The sequence below is a fragment of the Oceanospirillum linum genome (assembly GCF_001995095.2).
GTDB classification, from domain to species: Bacteria; Pseudomonadota; Gammaproteobacteria; order Pseudomonadales; family Halomonadaceae; genus Oceanospirillum; species Oceanospirillum linum.
This window is the reverse complement of record NZ_MTSD02000002.1, coordinates 71120-87930: the sequence shown is the minus strand read 5'-3', so window position 1 is coordinate 87930 and position 16811 is coordinate 71120. Positions and strand designations below refer to the sequence as shown.

The following is a 16811-nucleotide window of genomic DNA, read 5'->3' as shown; positions in this document are numbered from 1 at the left end:
AGATTTTCCATCTGCCGGAAGCACTTATTTGGGGGCCGCCCGACGTTCGATGCCGGCTTCATCCATCATACGTGTGGAGATCTCTTCTACTGAGAAGTGAGTGGAATTGATGTAGGGGATACCAAAACGCTGATAGAGCAGCTCCGCTTCATCAACTTCCATCTCACACTGGCGAAGTGATGCATATCGGCTATCTGGCTTACGCTCATTGCGGATATTCGCCAGACGAACCGGGTCAATGGTCAGGCCAAACAGCTTGTGTTTGTAGTGACGAACCGCTTTGGGTAGCTCTCCGTATTCAAAATCATCATCAGTGAGAGGGTGGTTTGCCGCTCGGATTCCAAACTGTAACGCCATATACAGACAGGTTGGTGTTTTGCCGCAGCGGGATGGGCCCAAAAGAATAATATCGGCTTTATCGTAGTGTCGGGTGCGGCCGCCATCATCGTTATCGATGGCAAAATGCACTGAGTCGATGCGATCCTTATACACTTTATCATCTTCGCGGATAGAGTGAGATTTACCTACACTGTAGGAGGATGCTGAGCCCAACTCCTGTTCGAGAGGTGCAAGAAACGTTGAAAAAATGTCCAGTGTAAAGGCTTCAGCGGTTTCCAGTACAGACCGAACATCATCATTAACAATGGTATCGACGACTACAGGGCGGATACCCTCTTCTTTATGGACATTATTGATAAATTCCACTAAGCGGGCTGCTTTGTCTGTGGAGTCAATAAAGGGCTTAATCACATAGGTAAATTCTGTATGCTCAAACTGAGCCAGTAAACTTCTGCCCAGAGCCTCAACGGTAATCCCGGTGCCATCGGAAACAAAAAAGGCGGTGCGTTTCATAATTATTCGCCTGCAACTTCATGGTATCATTAGAAAACTATCGTTCCATTGTCGAAGAATTCATCTGAAAAGCAAGCTCAGGGGGAGATTTAAGTTGGACGCATACATCGCGTGGTTTGATCAGCTTGGCATGAATGATGTTGAGCATGTAGGTGGTAAAAACGCATCTCTGGGTGAGATGATCAGCAATCTGGCCGGAGCCGGTGTATCTGTACCTGGCGGCTTTGCAACAACGGCACAGGCCTATCGTGAATTTCTGAATTATGAAGGTCTGGCTGACCGTATCAATGCAGAGCTGGATAAGCTGGATGTTGATGATGTCAGTGCGCTCACCAAAACCGGTGCTGAGATCCGTAACTGGATTATAGAAACACCCTTCCCACCAGCCCTTGAGGCGTCTCTGGAAGATGCTTACTCCAAGCTGCAAAATGGCAATGAAAATCTGAAAGTTGCTGTGCGCTCTTCTGCAACAGCTGAAGATTTGCCGGATGCATCCTTTGCCGGTCAGCAGGAAACCTTTCTAAATATTCAGGGCCTTGAGCACATTAAGACTGCTGTGAAAGAGGTTTTTGCCTCCCTGTTTAATGACCGTGCTATCTCTTACCGGGTGCATCAGGGTTTTGACCACTCATTGGTCGCCCTGTCTGCCGGTATCCAGAAAATGGTACGTAGCGAAACCGGAGCCAGTGGTGTGATGTTTACACTGGATACAGAGTCGGGTTTCCGTGATGCGGCCTTTATTACCGCCTCATACGGTCTGGGCGAGACAGTGGTTCAGGGTGCCGTTAACCCCGATGAGTTTTATGTTCATAAACCAACCCTTGAAGCGGGTCGTTTTGCCGTGTTGCGCCGTAATCTTGGCAGCAAAATGCTCAAAATGGTTTACGGTGAAGCGGCAGAAACCGGCAAGTCTGTTGAAACCGTTGAGGTCAGCCCGGAAGAGCGGCGTCAATTCTGCATCAGTGATGAAGAGGTTATGGCGTTAGCACGTCAGGCGGTCATCATTGAAGAACACTACGGTCGCCCGATGGATATCGAGTGGGCAAAAGATGGCGATGATGGTCAGCTTTATATTGTTCAGGCGCGCCCGGAAACCGTTAAGAGCCGCTCCGATGCCAATGTAATGGAACGTTACCTGCTGAAAGAGCGTGGTGAAGTTCTGGTGGAAGGCCGCTCAATCGGTCAGCGGATCGGCTCCGGTGCGGTGCGCATTATTATGAGCCCGGATGAGATGGACAAAGTCCAGCCCGGCGATATTCTGGTGACAGATATGACAGACCCGGACTGGGAGCCTGTCATGAAACGCGCATCTGCGATTGTAACGAATCGTGGTGGCCGTACCTGTCATGCAGCGATTATCGCCCGTGAGCTGGGTATTCCTGCTGTTGTTGGTTGTGGGGATGCCACTGAGCAGCTTAAAGAGGGGCAGTCGGTCACGGTATCCTGTGCTGAAGGTGATACCGGGTTTATCTATGAAGGTGAGCTGGACTTCGAGCGGATGACCAACAATGTTGATTCTATGCCGGATATTCCGTTCAAAATCATGATGAATGTCGGCAACCCGGATCGTGCGTTCAGTTTTGCCTCTCTGCCGAATGAAGGCATAGGTCTGGCACGGCTTGAGTTTATTATCAACCGTATGATTGGCGTGCACCCGAAAGCGCTGATGGATTTTGATACTCTGTCCCCGGAACTGCAGCGCAGTATATCCAAGCGCATCGCAGGTTATGCCTCTCCGGTGGATTTTTATGTTGATAAGCTGGTTGAGGGGATTTCCACACTGGCCGCCGCTTTCTATCCTAAGAAAGTTATCGTGCGTCTGTCGGACTTTAAGTCCAATGAATACGGCAATCTGATTGGCGGTAAGCTGTATGAACCTGCCGAAGAAAACCCGATGCTGGGTTTTCGTGGCGCATCCCGCTACATCTCTGAGTCCTTCCGCAGCTGTTTCGAGCTTGAGTGCCGGGCGCTGAAAAAAGTGCGTGATGAGATGGGATTGACCAATGTTGAGATCATGGTGCCTTTTGTCCGCACCCTGGGTGAAGCCCGTGAGGTGATTGATCTGTTGGCTGAAAATGGCCTGAAACGTGGTGAGAACGATCTGCGTGTGATCATGATGTGCGAGCTACCGGCTAATGCCATTCTGGCGGATCAGTTCCTGGACTACTTCGATGGCTTCTCCATCGGCTCCAACGACCTGACCCAGTTAACGCTGGGGCTGGATCGAGATTCAGGGATTGTTGCTCACTTGTTTGATGAGCGTAACCCAGCGGTGAAAGCTCTATTGCACATGGCGATCAGCGCCTGCCGAAAAGCGGGGAAATATGTTGGTATCTGTGGACAGGGCCCATCGGATCACCCGGATCTGGCCAAGTGGCTGATGGAAGAGGGGATCGACAGTGTTTCTCTGAACCCGGATGCTGTGCTGGAAACCTGGTTTATGCTGGCAGATAAAGAGAGTTAAACTGCAACCGTAAATCGAGTGTATATTACCCGGCATAGGACTTTGTGCTTATGTCGGGTTATATATATCTGTAAGTCATCTATTTTCACTATAGTTATCAGAAAGATAGAGTGAAACTCCAGCAGCAATAACCGCTTTATTTTCTGGACAATATCCACCGAAAAAAGTAATTTATACCTGCTCAGTCAAATATTGGCTGCTGGAATTTATTTTAACGTACAACAAAGATACAAGGACTTGTCCATGAAAAAGCTTATTGCAGGCGCAATTCTTCTGACTTCTTCCTCTATGGCATTTGCAGCCGGTAACCACGGACCTGCCGGTTGTGGTTTGGGCTCTGAGGTTCTTTTCCCTGATGCTTCTAAGTGGCATGAGCATGTACTGGCCGCGACTACGAACGGTACTTCCGGTAACCAGACATTTGGTATGACATCCGGTACATTGGGTTGTGAAGATGCTAATGGCCCTCTTACAGATGGCCTGACTTTTATTGATAACAATATGGACCAATTGGCCGTTGATGCTGCTAAGGGTCAGGGCGAGTCTCTGGCTGCTCTGGCTGAGGTTATGGGTATTCAGGCTCAGGACACTGTAGCGTTTAATAGTGCTGTACAGTCCAACTTTGACAGTATCTTTACTACTGAGGGTACTTCTGGTTCTGCTTTCGAAGCAATGAAAGCGGCCATGGCAAAAGATGCTTCTCTGCAGAAGTATCTGGGCTAATTGACTGTTCTCAGTTGATCTATATAAAGCGCGCTTAGGCGCGCTTTTTTATTGTCTGAATATTATTATGATTGGGTAAGGAGCGTTGTTTTTTATGCGTCGGTCAGGTTTTTTTAGCCTTCTGGCATTTGTCATCCTGCCACTGAGCTTTCAGGTCAAGGCTGCAGATATGCCAGATAACAAGACATTGGACGCAATTGCTGAAAAAAAGCAATGGGCGCACCTTCTGCACTATCGCCGTCATCCCTATACCTTTCGTCATCTTAGCCAAAATGACACGGATGCTTTTTTTCTGGCCAAAAATGGAAAGAAGACTCTTAAGGCTGAGTTAAAAGCCGATGTTGCTGCATTTCTGAAAGATAATATGCCGGATAACATGTCTGCCCAGTGTCGTTTCCCCGCCAGATATGCCTGGGTTAAGCAGCAGTTGCCTGATGTTGAGTTCAAGGAGCAGTCGTGTTCTGAGTTTGAACTATGGATGAATAAAATTGATGCCCATAAGCTTACACTGATATTTCCGGCTTCCCATATTAACTCTCCTTCATCGATGTACGGGCACACTCTGATCAGGATGGACAGAGAGGATGAATCCCGCAGTAAATTACTCTCCTATAGCGTCAACTTTGCGGCGAATGCAGATCCTACCGATAATGAGCTGGTTTTCAGCTATAAAGGTTTGACCGGCGGCTATCCCGGTGTTGTATCTGTCATGCCATATTATGAAAAAACCAATGAATATCAGCACATGGAGTACCGCGATATCTGGGAGTACCGGCTGAATCTGACGAAGTCCGAAGTGGATCAGTTTGTTCGGCACGTATGGGAAACGAAAGATACCTACTTTGATTACTATTTTTTTGATGAAAATTGCTCTTATCGCCTTCTGGCTCTTTTGGATGCCAGTTCAGAGCGGATCGATTTAACACAATATTTCACGTTCACCGCTATCCCGGTGGATACGATCCGTGTTTTACAGGAAGCAAACCTGGTGCAAGAGACTCACTATCGTGCATCTGCGGCTTCCGGGCTGGAGTATAAGAGCAAGCAAACCGGCGACAGGGTTCTTAAGGTTGCCCGGGATCTTGTTGATACAGATACCGATGTCGAGCTTTTATTGGCAGGTCTTAATCAGCAGGAGCAGGTTAGGGCGCTGGAACTTGCCCATGCGTACGCCCGCTATCTGGCGATTAAAAAGAAAAAAGACAATCCTGAACTTCGCAAACGAACAATTAAGCTGTTATCTGCCCGAGCTAAAAGACCGGTTAATGCCGGCTATGCAGAACCTCCGGCACCTGCGATTCGTGATGATGAAGGGCACCTCAGTTCAAGGCTTGCTTTATGGGGAGGGAACACATCAGGGGATCAGGGGGATGCTGAGTTTATTGATCTTCGCCTTAGGCTGGCCTATCACAATATTATGGATCTTCCCGACGGTTATGTTCCTGGCTCGCAGATACAAATGGGTTTGCTCAATGTGCGGGCACAGGATGATGGCGATATTAAATTAAACCAGCTTATTTTGATCGATGTTCTGTCTCTCAGTCATCAGACCTATTTTCAGAGCCCGGTTGCCTGGGCTGTAACGACCGGATTTGAAAGACCTAATGGAGGGTAGGGCGACCTTTATGGCTACCTGAAAGTCGCTTTTGGTCGGGCTTATCTTACTGATATCGGCCGCTTTTACGCTTTGGCTGAGGTTCAGTTGCTGACAGATAACCAGTTTGAAAAGGACCATCAGCTGAGTATTGGCCCAAGAGTCGGTTGGCTTTTGCAGTAAGGTAAATATCAGGCGCAGATTGAAGCTAATTTTCAGGAGCTTAGCTTAGGTGATCAAACCAGACGGCGCTCTTTGACTGCGGATCTGGGTTATAAGGTTGCGCCTAATTGGCAGCTTAGAATAAGTGCAAAGGGCGCTCAATCTGAGCATAACAGTATTCGTATTGATCAGTCTGAGGCCTCAGTCGGTATCAACTGGTACTATTAGACAGGTGTCTGGTGTTCAAGCTGAGGAGTCTGCAGTGGTCCCCGTTAATAAAACGCTTCCGGAAGTATTAAAGAGGCGCCAATGGGGTCCTTTATTTAGGCGGTTTTTACTGTCTACCGTTCTGATGATACTGATGGCAGGGTGTTCAGGAACCACTGCATATTTTTTTTACCCGCAAAGTATTTGGCTCTCTACTCCGGAAGATGTAGGGCTACCGTATAAAAATATTATTCTTACGGCCGCCGATGGCACGCGCTTACACAGTTGGTGGCTACCGGCTCAAGGCTCATCAGGCAATACCGTTGTCCTGTATCTGCATGGCAATGCACAAAACATCAGCACTCACAGTCACAGCATCTACTGGCTTACTCAGGAAGGTGTAGACGTGCTGGCGCTGGACTATCGTGGTTTTGGTGCATCACAGGGTGAGACTTCTTTGCCGGATGTTTTTCAGGACATTGAAGCCGCAACACGTTGGGTTAAGTATCACTACCCTGAAAAACGCTTTTTTATCCTCGGGCAGAGTATTGGTGCCAGTCTGGCGGTTAACTTTGTTGCCAAAGCGGAAGGTTTTTATGAGATTGACGGGCTGGTACTTGATGCGCCGTTTGAAGGCTTTGGAACGATTGCGCGGGAGGTTACCCGTAAGAACTTTATGGCCTGGCTTATCTACCCCTTTACCATCTTTGTGCCCGGAAGGTGGGATCCGGTCGATTTGGCTGAATCTATCTCAGTTCCAACTCTTGTAATGCATAGTAAAGATGATCAGGTTATCCCTTATTCCCATGGTCGTTCAGTATTTAAAGCTTTAGCTGCCGGAAAAAAGAGGACTGTCTGCTGGCTTGAAAGCCGGGGAGGGCATATTGCATCTTTTAATTACGACGCTATTCGCTCAGCAACCCTGAGATTTATGATTGAGGGTAAATGCACTGAATAGGATTGATCCTGCAGTGCTTATTTCTTTAGAAGAGCAACTTTTAAATAAATTATTGCCACCTCTTCTGTTAAAATATTCAGATTCACTTTCGAACTGTATTTATGAGGTTTTCAATGACGATTGAACGTCTGGAAGTAGGTCAGCGTATGAGCCGTATCGTTAAGCATAACGGTACTGTCTATCTGTGTGGTCAGGTTGCTGCTGATGCAAATACCGATATCAAAGAACAAACCCGCACAACACTGGAAAAAATTGAAAAGCTGCTGATTCAGGCTGGTTCTGATAAACAGCACATGCTATCCGTGACTATCTATGTGCGTGATATGAAAGATTTCGCCGCGATGAATGACGTTTGGGATGCTTGGGTTCCTGAAGGAGCTGCTCCGGCACGTGCATGTGTTGAGGCACGTATGGCTCGCCCTGAGTTGTTGGTGGAAATGTCGGTTGTTGCAGCTGAAATTACAGGCTAAGGGAAGCGTTGCTGATCCTTGATCAATGAGTTTTGATCTGTTGTAAGCGGCAATATCAGAAAGCCCGGTGTCGGATGACACCGGGCTTTTTTATCTCAACCAGGCTTTTTATCTCATTGGTGCCGCTTGTTTAACGGTTCCAGGGATTCGGCGCCACAGGTTTCTCTTCCATATCAGGTGCAGCGGATTCTGATTCTTCAGCGACATCATGTTTAACATCTGATACTGCCGCACTCTTATGGACAAGAGGGTTACTTAAATAGGCAAAAGCCGTAGTAAAGGCTGGTTCCTGAAACTGCTTCAAGCCGGTTTCGCGGAAATCCACCGGCATTGGCGTTTTCTTTAACTGTTCTTTGATCTGGCTTGGGGTCATAATCTCAACATCAACCTGAGTTAATGCCTGAAGCGCACCCTCGATCTTAAAGCCAACAGCGCCACCGGCAAATTTGCCTTTGTGGGGACGTTGACGGATAACAACACGCTCAATTTTATAATCTTCCAGCAATTTGGCAAAAGACTGCTGGAAATAACGTATTTGTTGCTGATCATCACTGTCTTTCAGCGTAAAACGAATTTGGCGGCAGTCAGGAATATCAAACAAGTCACCGGATTTAGAGAGCAGACAAATAAGTGCTTCGCTGCCCTTTAGTTCAACACCACAAACTTTCATAATGCACCTATAAACGAAATGTCGCGGCATTATAAACCCATTGTTACCATAAACCCATGGCTTAAAGTCAGATAAGCTATTCCTCTCTTAAACCGGAGTCTTTATGCAAGCAGAACGCTTTTGTAACACCCTGGAACTACCTGCGGAGAGTTATCTGATTCTCTTTACCGGCAATGATCTGGTTACGGATGCCGCTGCAGAGCCATTGCATCGTATTGCATCGTTACTCCCTTTTTGGCAGCGCGAAAGCCTGTTGCCGGATATCCAGTGGCGTTATATCGCACACCGGCATGGTCTGCCTGTTTATTGTGCCCGCAGTTCTGAGTGGCAGTTCTGGCCGGAGCAATTTAATGGAGAGTTCAAGCGATTCAGCTTTCGTGCGTTACTGCCTCAATTGGATCAGAGCGACTTTGAGCTGATCGCTTCAGGTAGCCAGTTGCTGACCTGGGAGCAGGATCATAACTATTGCAGCCGCTGTGGCTCTAAAGCTCGTATGCATCCATCTGAAAATGCTATGTGTTGCGACAGCTGCGGTTATCGGCAATATCCGCGTATTAACCCTTGTATTATTGCGTTAATCACCCGGGGTGATGAGGTGCTGCTGGCTCGGAACGCTAGCTTTAAGGCGGATTATTTCAGCTGTATCGCTGGTTTTATTGAGCCCGGTGAGAGTGTTGAGCAGGCTGTATCCCGTGAAATTTTTGAGGAGGTGGGTGTTACGGTAAAAAATATTCGTTATCACTCAAGTCAAAGTTGGCCTTTTCCCCATTCACTGATGTTGGGCTTTATCTGTGATTATGATAGTGGTGATATCAAAGTAGATGGCCATGAGATTGTTGAAGCCAGATGGGGCAAACTTGATGAATTTCCATTGAAACCGGGTGGTTTTGCCATATCCGGTCAGTTGATGCAGGCTTTTGACGATGGTTTGCAGAGCTCATAATCTTATTTTTTTGCTTCCCGGGATTCGCTGGTGGTGGCGGTCTGCCCGCAGACCCTGAATTGGCCGGGAAGAGGGCAGGTGAATCCTGAATCTGATGGGGTGCGTATAGGTTATTAGCGACGAGCTTAAGTTTCCGTCTGATAACAAAAAGGAACCCCTGATGGATAATCCATTAATCGCCATTGTTTTAATTGTTGCGCTGTTTTCTGTTCTTTTATCCCCTAAAACCAAAACGGTGGAGGGCTTTTTTCAGGGGCACTCCGCTGACGGTCGTGCTCCGGGACTGATGACGTTAATCTTTTCTCAGGTTACCACCTGGATTTTTGCACGCTCTCTTATGAACGCTGCCATTCTCGGATTCTATTATGGGGTTTGGGGAACCTTGGCTTATGGAGCCTATTACCTTTCCTTCTTTACCGGTGGCAGAATTATCGATCACCTGAGATTTGAGCGCGGCTATCCTAGTGTTCAGGATTTTTTAGCGGATCGTTTTGGCAAGACAGGTACCCGCTGTTACAACACTGTCATTGGGGTGCGTCTGGTCAGTGAGGTTTTTGCCAACTTACTGGTGATTGGCCTGTTGTTTGGTGTTGCCGGAAGTCAGGCCTATACCTTAGGCATTATTGCCATCGCCTTGCTGACGCTGACTTACTCCATGATGGGTGGGCTACACGCTTCACTGAAGACAGATTTGCTGCAGATGCTTATTTTTCTGGTGGTATTAGCCCTGTTAATGGTCAGTGCTTTCAGTAGCGGTAGCCTGAACGCTGAGCTTTTTACTTTTAAACCGTTTGAACTATCGGAGCCGGGACCTGTTCTGCTTTTGGTGGCTTTACTGCAGGTCTGGAGTTACCCGATGCATGATCCGGTGATGATGGATCGTGGATTTTTGGCCGATCGTGACACCACCCGTCGCAGTTTTTTTTATGCTGGCTGGATCAGTATTATCTGCATTTTGCTGTTTGGCTTACTGGGAGTGATGGCCGGAGCCCACGCCCTCTCCGGTGAGACTATGCAGCAGGCCCTGAATCGGATTCTGGGGGAGTTGCCGATGTTACTCTTCAGTGCTTCCTTGATTATCTCTGCGATGTCTACCCTAGATAGTGCCCTGTCAAGTTCTGCGAAGCTTGCTATTGTAGATATGAAGTTAACCGATGCCAGTTTAAAGAATGGACGGTCTGCCATGGCGATTTTTATGTTACTGGGTGTTGCTTTGGTTTTTCTCGGTAATAAAGATCTGTTCAGTGCTGTGGCGGTTAGCGGTACGGCATCTATGTATCTTGCCCCGGTTATTTTCTTTAGTTTGTGGGGGAACCGGCAGTCGATACCCGTGGCCAGCTATCTGGGGAGTTTTGTTCTGGCGTTAGTGGGGGCGGGACTCTACTTTACGGAATCCTCTGGCTACACTAACCTGCTGGGTGAGTTCCATAAGTATACCAAGTTGCTGTGGATCTCCTTAACAGTACTCATTGGTGGTTGTGGGTTCTTTTGGTTAGGCGATAAATTGTCTGCCTCCACACTGCCAGAACATAACCTGCACACAACGGAAGAGGTAGGATAATGACAATAAAAAACTTCTTGGGGGCGGTAAACTCTTTAGATCTGGGCTGCCTGGATAAGATGGCATCGGAGGCTTCTCCGATACTGATTTTTGGTGGGCCGTACAGCAACCTTGCGGCCACCGAGGCGATAGAGCGGGCGGCACAACAGCGGAATATTCCGCCGCAACAGATCATATGTACCGGTGATATCATCGCATACTGCGCTGATGCGGCAGAAACGACAAGCCGGATTCAGCGTTGGGGGATTCCGGTGGTCATGGGAAACTGTGAAGAATCCATAGCAGAAGGAGCAATGGATTGTGGTTGCGGTTTTGATGAGGGTAGCGCCTGTTCGTTGCTTTCTATTAGCTGGTATAACTATGCGCTAAAGCAGGTTAGTGATGATGCTCGCCAGTGGATGGGGCAACTGCCCCGGAATATCCGTTTTACACTGCAGGGCCGAAACTTTCATGTGATACATGGCGGCGTTGAGCAGATTAACCGTTTTATCTTTGCTGACAGTGATGCCTCGTTACTGGAAGAGGAGATGGCCATGACCGATGCGGATGTGGTGATTGGAGGTCATTGTGGAATTCCTTTTGCCCGACGTATCGGTGAGCGGCATTGGTTAAATGCTGGTGTGATCGGTATGCCAGCTAATGATGGTACGGCTGATAGCTGGTATATGTTGATAACACCGGGGCCGGATGCCATCAAGGTTAGCTGGCACCGGCTTTCATATCCTGCAGAGGCCAGCCAGCAGGCTATGACAGATGCGGGATTGAATACACCCTATCGGGAGGCATTGGCCAGTGGACTCTGGCCCAGCGTAGATCTCCTGCCGGAAAGCCAGAAGGCGGTCACCGGGCAGCGTCTGGAGCTGGCAGACTATCTGATCTGACGGCCCATAAGCAAAATTTAGCTTATCTCCGGTAATGGTGCTGCTTTAGCTGTCTTCCGCTATTTTCTGCATAGGTTCCTTGTTGCAGATTTTAGCGGCAAGGGCCTGTACCCGCTTACCCATGATAAAAATGATACTGAAGGCAACGGGCCAGGCAACAACAAACGCCTGGCCCCAGCGTGATGGGAAGCCTTGGTCTATACCGGTGTTAAAGGCCGTAATCACAGCTGTCATGATAAAAACCATCAGGATAGACATCATAAAAGGTGCAACAAAGGGTAAGTATTTTTTTGGCAACATAATCAGTTCTCTTTTATGACTTAGTTGGATATCTATAATATTAGATTTTATTGATATTTAAGATGAAGGTCAATTCTGAGTATTGTACTTGGTTATTGAAGGTTTGTTGACGAAATAAAAGGCTTAGCTGTTGGTTTGGGTGTTACTAAGTGGTTTGGGTGTTACTAAGCGCTTCGGGTGGCGCTGAAGCTGGTCTGCAGAAGACCTGATATGACCAGGTCCTCTGCCGTGCCAGTGCCCTAATGGTGCAATCAGTCTTTTGGCTTTGTGGTTTCTTCCTGGATTGGCCTGGCGATCAGGCTACGCCGTTCCTCATCCACTTTAATTAACTGAACCTTAACCTGGTCACCTAAGCGGTATCGGGTTACACCTTCGATAATCACTTGCCCCGAATTGTTATCCATTGTCATCGCTTTGCGATCTTTATGGATCATGCTGCCCGGTATAAAAGGTGCGGCGCCATTTTCCAGCAGGCGGACACGCATTCCGCCTCGGCTGATATCAAAGATCTCACCGTCAAAGACGGTTGCTTCTTCCACGGCAGGTTTCAGGAACCGGGTGTATAACCAGTGACAGGTATCGCGCTCCGCCAGACGGCTGGATTGACGCTGCTGGTCCATCAGTTCTCCGATAGCTTCATCCGGTTGTTGTGGTGCTTCTCCAGACAGAATCTGTTTGATCAATCGGTGGTTAACCATATCACTGTATTTACGGATGGGAGAGGTCCAGGTGGCGTAACCTTCCAGCCCCATTCCATAATGTGGGGCTGGCTGAGTACGAGTGTGCACATAGCCCTGGAAGCGCCGCAGACGAGCATCAAGCCAGTCATTGCCTGCACTGATCAAGGTGCGGCGAAATGCAGCATAACCACTGAGTGAACCCAGGGTTTCGGCATCAGTCTTATACCCCTGCTCATTGGCAATAGTGACCACGTCTGCAATTTTCTCAGGCTCAAAGCCTATATGGGTGTTGTAGATGCCCGTGTTATGGCTGGAGAGAAAACGTGCAGCACTGATATTGGCCAGTATCATGGTTTCTTCAACCAATTTGTGGGCGCTGCGACGTTGCTCAGCAAAAATAGCGGTTACCTGGCCATCGCTATCAAGCTTAAAGCGATAATCGGGCCGGTCTTTAAAGACAACTGCATTTTCAGTTCGCCATTTCAGACTGGCTTGTGCAATGTCACCCAGGGCTTTCAGTGGTGCTTCAATCAGGGCGCTGGTTTCTGCAGTTTGTTGCAACGGCTCATCAAGCTCAAGCCAGTTCGAAACCTCATCGTAACTTAATTTTGCTTTTGAACTGATCCAGGCGGTGAAGAATTCTGGCTCACCTTCAGGTGTGCCCGCCTGATTGATCTGAATCTGGCAGCAAAGTGCCGGACGCTTTTCATTCGGTTGCAGAGAACAAAGTTCGTCACTGAGAGTCCTGGGTAGCATCGGAATGTTGCGACCCGGAAGATAGGTCGTATAACCGCGCTCTTTCGCGATCTGGTCAACATCTGAGTCGGCTGCAACATAGGCTGAAGGATCCGCAATGGCAACAGTCAGCCGCCAGCCATTAGCGTTGGCTTCGGCATGAATGGCATCATCCATATCCCGGGTGCTTGGGCTGTCGATGGTTACCAGGGGTAAGTCTGTCAGGTCAAGGCGCGCCAGAGATTCGGGCTGAAGTTCAAAGGGGGTTTCCGTAACAGGAGCATCTGCTGACAGTTTGTGCCGTGCAAGACTGATCAGCCAGGGTAGGTTTTTATCGTCAGAAGATGCGATGCGTTGAATAATTTCAGTCTGGAATTTACCATCCCGAAGGGCATGCTTTTCCAGTAAAGCGACAACCCAATCACCTTCGTTGAACTGGTCTTTTGTCAGTGGTGCCTGGATGCTGGCATTGAGTGCGCGGTTCAGTAAGTGATGCTCAGGCATAACCTGAAGTTTGTTCTTAAAGAAGCAAACCCGGCCAATAAAGCGAATCAGGGCGCTTTCTGAAAGGCTTTCCAGTTCGGCGGATTCCTTGCCGTCGTTGCTGACCAAGCGGGCCTGTACGCGGTCGCCGTGCAGTACTTTACGCATTTCTGGTGGCGGAACAAAGTAACTCTTGCCCTTATCTGTCTCCAAAAAGCCATAGCTCTTTTCTGTGGCTTTAATCTGTCCCTCAATGCGGGGAGCAGACTCCTGAAGATCGTTTTTAAGTTGTTTCAGCAGTTCTAGGTTCTGTAGCATGGAATCATATCTGGGCTGGTAAATAAGCTACGAATGATAGTGCCGTTGGATGACAAAACCAATATGTTTAGCAAAATAAGCTTGGCAGGGCCCTCCTGTTGCTGGTTAATAACTTCTTGATTCACTGGTAAAAATTGCAGTTGTTCTGCTAGAACTTTTTGCTCAGTGATCTTGTATTCACCCTGTGTGACAATAGTGGGGCGGGGCTTGCCCCTGAAAATAACCTCTGCTTTCTGAAAGTGGATAGGTTCCCGGCACAGGAATCGATCGCCTCAGCAATGAATAGGCAGTTATATCAAGACAGTATGATGGCACTCATGGTTTGACTGCATCCAATGGCGAACCAACTATCATATCCAGAATGGAGTATAAAAAATGAATTGGGTTACCCCTGATCTGTGTGATGAAAACCCGGAACTTGTACAGGCTGTTGAGCCGGGCTTTGCTAATTACGGTGGTGTAGCGTCTTTTTTTGGTCAGATTGTGACCGTTAAATGCTTTGAAGATAATTCAAAAGTGAAAGAACTGGTGGATCAACCCGGTGAAGGTAAGGTCATGGTGGTTGATGCTGGCGGCTCATTTCGTTGCGCTATGCTGGGCGATATGTTGGCTGAGAAAGCTGTCAAAAATGGTTGGGCGGGTATCATCATGTATGGCTGTGTCCGCGATGTGGATGTTCTGGCTGAGTTGGAACTGGGTGTTCAGGCGCTGGGTTCTCACCCGATGAAGAGCCTGAAAAAAGGCATCGGCGAAGAAGGTCTTGACGTTACATTTGGCGGCGTTACTTTCCGCCCGGGTGAATACGTTTACGCTGATAACAACGGCATTATTGTTTCCCCTGAAGCGCTTAAGATGCCGTAAATCCAGTGATACCCTCAAATCCGGCGATACTTTGAGCACCAAAGGTGCGCTGAATCTGAGGGCTCGAAATTAGCTGAGTCAGGCAAGCCAACTCCTGAGGGGTTGTAGGGCAGGAGTGATATTTCGTAGACCGGACGATCATCACGGGTGTTGATTGTTGCGCTGGCTCAGCTTACTGCTTTAGGAGGTATACTCCGAACTCTTTTCCCTCTTTTATGCCCACACTTTACATAACTTTAAACCATTTCAGTGCCTTAGGCGTATCCAGAAAAAGCGTATTGATTTAATCTTGATGAACTTATTAAGTTATCCGGCTGTCTATGCTGGCTGACATACGTCATACAAACAGAACGGTTTAAAAAGAGCATTGTGGTGTCCGATTCCAACGTAAATATTAACGATACACAGAATACAGCAAGCGCTACCCCAAGTTTTAGTATAAAAACCTCTGCTTTTGTTTTTCTGTTGGCCCTGGCCGGGTGTAGTGCTTATGAAGAGCGGAGCACCCCTGACCCTAAGGCATTAGGCCTTCCTGCTCAGTGGCAGTCAGCGGCTTCATCAGATGGCCTGTATCCTGCCGATAAAGAAGCAGGAAATCAGTTCTACTCGCCGTTGCTGGCGACAACCGCTCAAACGCGCTGGGTCAAAAGTTTTAACGATCCCTCCCTGGCTTTGCTGGTTGAGCGTGTGCTTTCTAATAACCCCTCCCTTGCAGCGGAAGCGGCTAAGGTAGTGAGTGCCGGAGCAGGACAGATTCAGTCTGAATCTGCTCTATACCCAACTCTGGATCTGACAGGCAGTATCAGTGAGAGCCAGACCGGTGACAGCCGTTCCGGCAGTGAAAGTGTCAAACTGAATGCAGGCTTTGAACTGGATATATGGGGTAAGCTCAGTGCCCGCGAGCAGGAGGCCAGTCTTAACTATTCGGCGGCAAGGGCCAGCTTCTCAGGCGCAGCCCTTGACCTGAGTGCTGATGTTGCGGAAGGTTGGTACAACCTAATTACTCAGAAGAAGTTGCTTAAACTCTATAAGCGTCGGGAAGATACGCTCATTAATGCTCTTAAAGTTATTGAGCAGGGTTATAAAAACGGACTGAAAGAGATTGATGAGCTTTATGATGCTAAGCAAAGCCTGCAGAGTGAAAGGGATAATATTTCATCTCAGGAACAGATTATTGCTGAGCAGGTTCGGGCGCTTCAGGTTTTTCTTGGTCGCTACCCCGATGGCCGTTTATTGAACGAAGAAGGGTTAGAGTTACCTGATTTGCCCGCATTAAAGACTGAAATTCTGCCCTCAGAACTCATTACCCGTTCACCGGTTTTACAGTCCCATTGGCTGACATTGCTGGCTGCTGATGCCGGACTTGCCGCTGCAAACCGTGAGCGTTTTCCCAGTCTCTCGCTATCCGCTTCCGTCGATCAGAGCATTGACTGGAACCTGATGGCCAGTCTGACACAACCACTTTTTAATGCCGGTAAACTTGCTGCCGCAGAGGATCAGGCTGCTGCGAATGTTGAACAGCAGGAAAAGCTATACCTGCAGACTGTTTTTTCGACATTCGCCGATGTTGAAAATGTATTGATGCAGGAGGCAACTCTGGCCCATCGTTATCAGCTGGCGTCAGAGGATCTGGTGACCGCCCGTAATACCACAACACTGGCTCTGAGCCAGTATCAGCTGGGATTAACAGACCTGGACAGCCTGCTTTCGGTGCAAAAAAGTATGCTTGACTCTGAAGCTCAGTTATTGGCCCTGCATAATCAGAGATTGTCCAATCGTATCCGGTTGTACCAGCTTTTAGGTGGTGATACTCGGTCTGAGCAAGCATTTTTAGCTGATAAGGTTCAGCCTTCAGATGCACTTTAGGGCTGTATGTCACAAAAAAGTCAGGGCATAACGCCTTTATAACACATACCGTATTTCAAAAAAGACGCTCCGGCACAGGTTAA

At 48.2% G+C, this 16811-nt stretch carries 13 protein-coding genes and 1 pseudogene; 10 read left to right on the top strand and 4 right to left on the bottom strand.

Annotated elements, in window-relative coordinates; genetic code table 11:
• Nucleotides 1-24: 24 nt before the first annotated feature.
• A complete protein-coding gene (ppsR, locus tag BTA35_RS05535) occupies nt 25-852 on the bottom strand; it encodes a posphoenolpyruvate synthetase regulatory kinase/phosphorylase PpsR (protein WP_078318837.1) in 828 nt (275 codons plus the stop codon).
• 94 nt (nt 853-946) lie between these two features.
• Here ppsR and ppsA point away from each other — a divergent pair, with 94 nt between their 5' ends.
• The 5 genes and pseudogenes from ppsA to BTA35_RS05510 all read left to right on the top strand — a co-directional run bounded on the left by ppsA (nt 947) and on the right by BTA35_RS05510 (nt 7430).
• A complete protein-coding gene (ppsA, locus tag BTA35_RS05530; protein WP_078318836.1) occupies nt 947-3316 on the top strand; it encodes a phosphoenolpyruvate synthase in 2370 nt (789 codons plus the stop codon).
• A gap of 243 nt (nt 3317-3559) precedes the next feature.
• Nucleotides 3560-4039, top strand: a complete 480-nt coding sequence (locus tag BTA35_RS05525; protein WP_078318835.1) for a DUF3015 family protein — start codon at nt 3560-3562, stop codon at nt 4037-4039.
• A 94-nt stretch (nt 4040-4133) separates the two neighbouring features.
• Nucleotides 4134-5816: pseudogene (locus tag BTA35_RS05520) on the top strand (Lnb N-terminal periplasmic domain-containing protein).
• Between the two features lie 340 nt (nt 5817-6156).
• The gene (locus BTA35_RS05515) at nt 6157-6960 is read left to right on the top strand and encodes an alpha/beta hydrolase (protein ID WP_160055028.1); all 804 of its coding nucleotides are present in this window, start codon (nt 6157-6159) and stop codon (nt 6958-6960) included.
• A 113-nt stretch (nt 6961-7073) separates the two neighbouring features.
• Nucleotides 7074-7430, top strand: a complete 357-nt coding sequence (locus BTA35_RS05510; RefSeq protein WP_078318832.1) for a RidA family protein — start codon at nt 7074-7076, stop codon at nt 7428-7430.
• Between the two features lie 130 nt (nt 7431-7560).
• On the opposite strand, the gene BTA35_RS05505 is transcribed toward BTA35_RS05510, so the two are convergent.
• Nucleotides 7561-8100 carry a DUF3010 family protein gene (locus tag BTA35_RS05505; protein WP_078318831.1) on the bottom strand — a complete coding sequence of 180 codons (540 nt, stop codon included), beginning with the start codon at nt 8098-8100 and terminating at the stop codon, nt 7561-7563.
• Nucleotides 8101-8203: 103 nt separating this feature from the next.
• Between BTA35_RS05505 and nudC the strand changes: the two genes are divergently transcribed.
• The 3 genes from nudC to BTA35_RS05490 all read left to right on the top strand — a co-directional run bounded on the left by nudC (nt 8204) and on the right by BTA35_RS05490 (nt 11485).
• On the top strand, nt 8204-9043 hold the full coding sequence (nudC, locus tag BTA35_RS05500; protein ID WP_078318830.1) for an NAD(+) diphosphatase: 840 nt from the start codon (nt 8204-8206) through the stop codon (nt 9041-9043).
• Nucleotides 9044-9203: 160 nt separating this feature from the next.
• Entirely contained in the window at nt 9204-10604 is a 1401-nt protein-coding gene (locus tag BTA35_RS05495) for a sodium:solute symporter family transporter (protein ID WP_078318829.1), read from the top strand.
• On the top strand, nt 10604-11485 hold the full coding sequence (locus BTA35_RS05490; RefSeq protein ID WP_078318828.1) for a metallophosphoesterase family protein: 882 nt from the start codon (nt 10604-10606) through the stop codon (nt 11483-11485). The genes BTA35_RS05495 and BTA35_RS05490 overlap by 1 nt, the downstream gene beginning before the upstream one ends.
• Before the next feature lie 45 nt (nt 11486-11530).
• Here BTA35_RS05490 and BTA35_RS05485 read toward each other — a convergent pair whose 3' ends face one another.
• Nucleotides 11531-11785 carry a DUF2798 domain-containing protein gene (locus BTA35_RS05485; RefSeq protein ID WP_078318827.1) on the bottom strand — a complete coding sequence of 85 codons (255 nt, stop codon included), beginning with the start codon at nt 11783-11785 and terminating at the stop codon, nt 11531-11533.
• Nucleotides 11786-12036: 251 nt separating this feature from the next.
• The gene (locus tag BTA35_RS05480; RefSeq protein WP_078318826.1) at nt 12037-14001 is read right to left on the bottom strand and encodes an exoribonuclease II; all 1965 of its coding nucleotides are present in this window, start codon (nt 13999-14001) and stop codon (nt 12037-12039) included.
• Between the two features lie 375 nt (nt 14002-14376).
• Between BTA35_RS05480 and rraA the strand changes: the two genes are divergently transcribed.
• A complete protein-coding gene (rraA, locus tag BTA35_RS05475) occupies nt 14377-14862 on the top strand; it encodes a ribonuclease E activity regulator RraA (RefSeq protein WP_078318825.1) in 486 nt (161 codons plus the stop codon).
• Nucleotides 14863-15234: 372 nt separating this feature from the next.
• Nucleotides 15235-16728 carry a TolC family protein gene (locus BTA35_RS05470; protein WP_139363626.1) on the top strand — a complete coding sequence of 498 codons (1494 nt, stop codon included), beginning with the start codon at nt 15235-15237 and terminating at the stop codon, nt 16726-16728.
• Nucleotides 16729-16811: the final 83 nt, after the last annotated feature.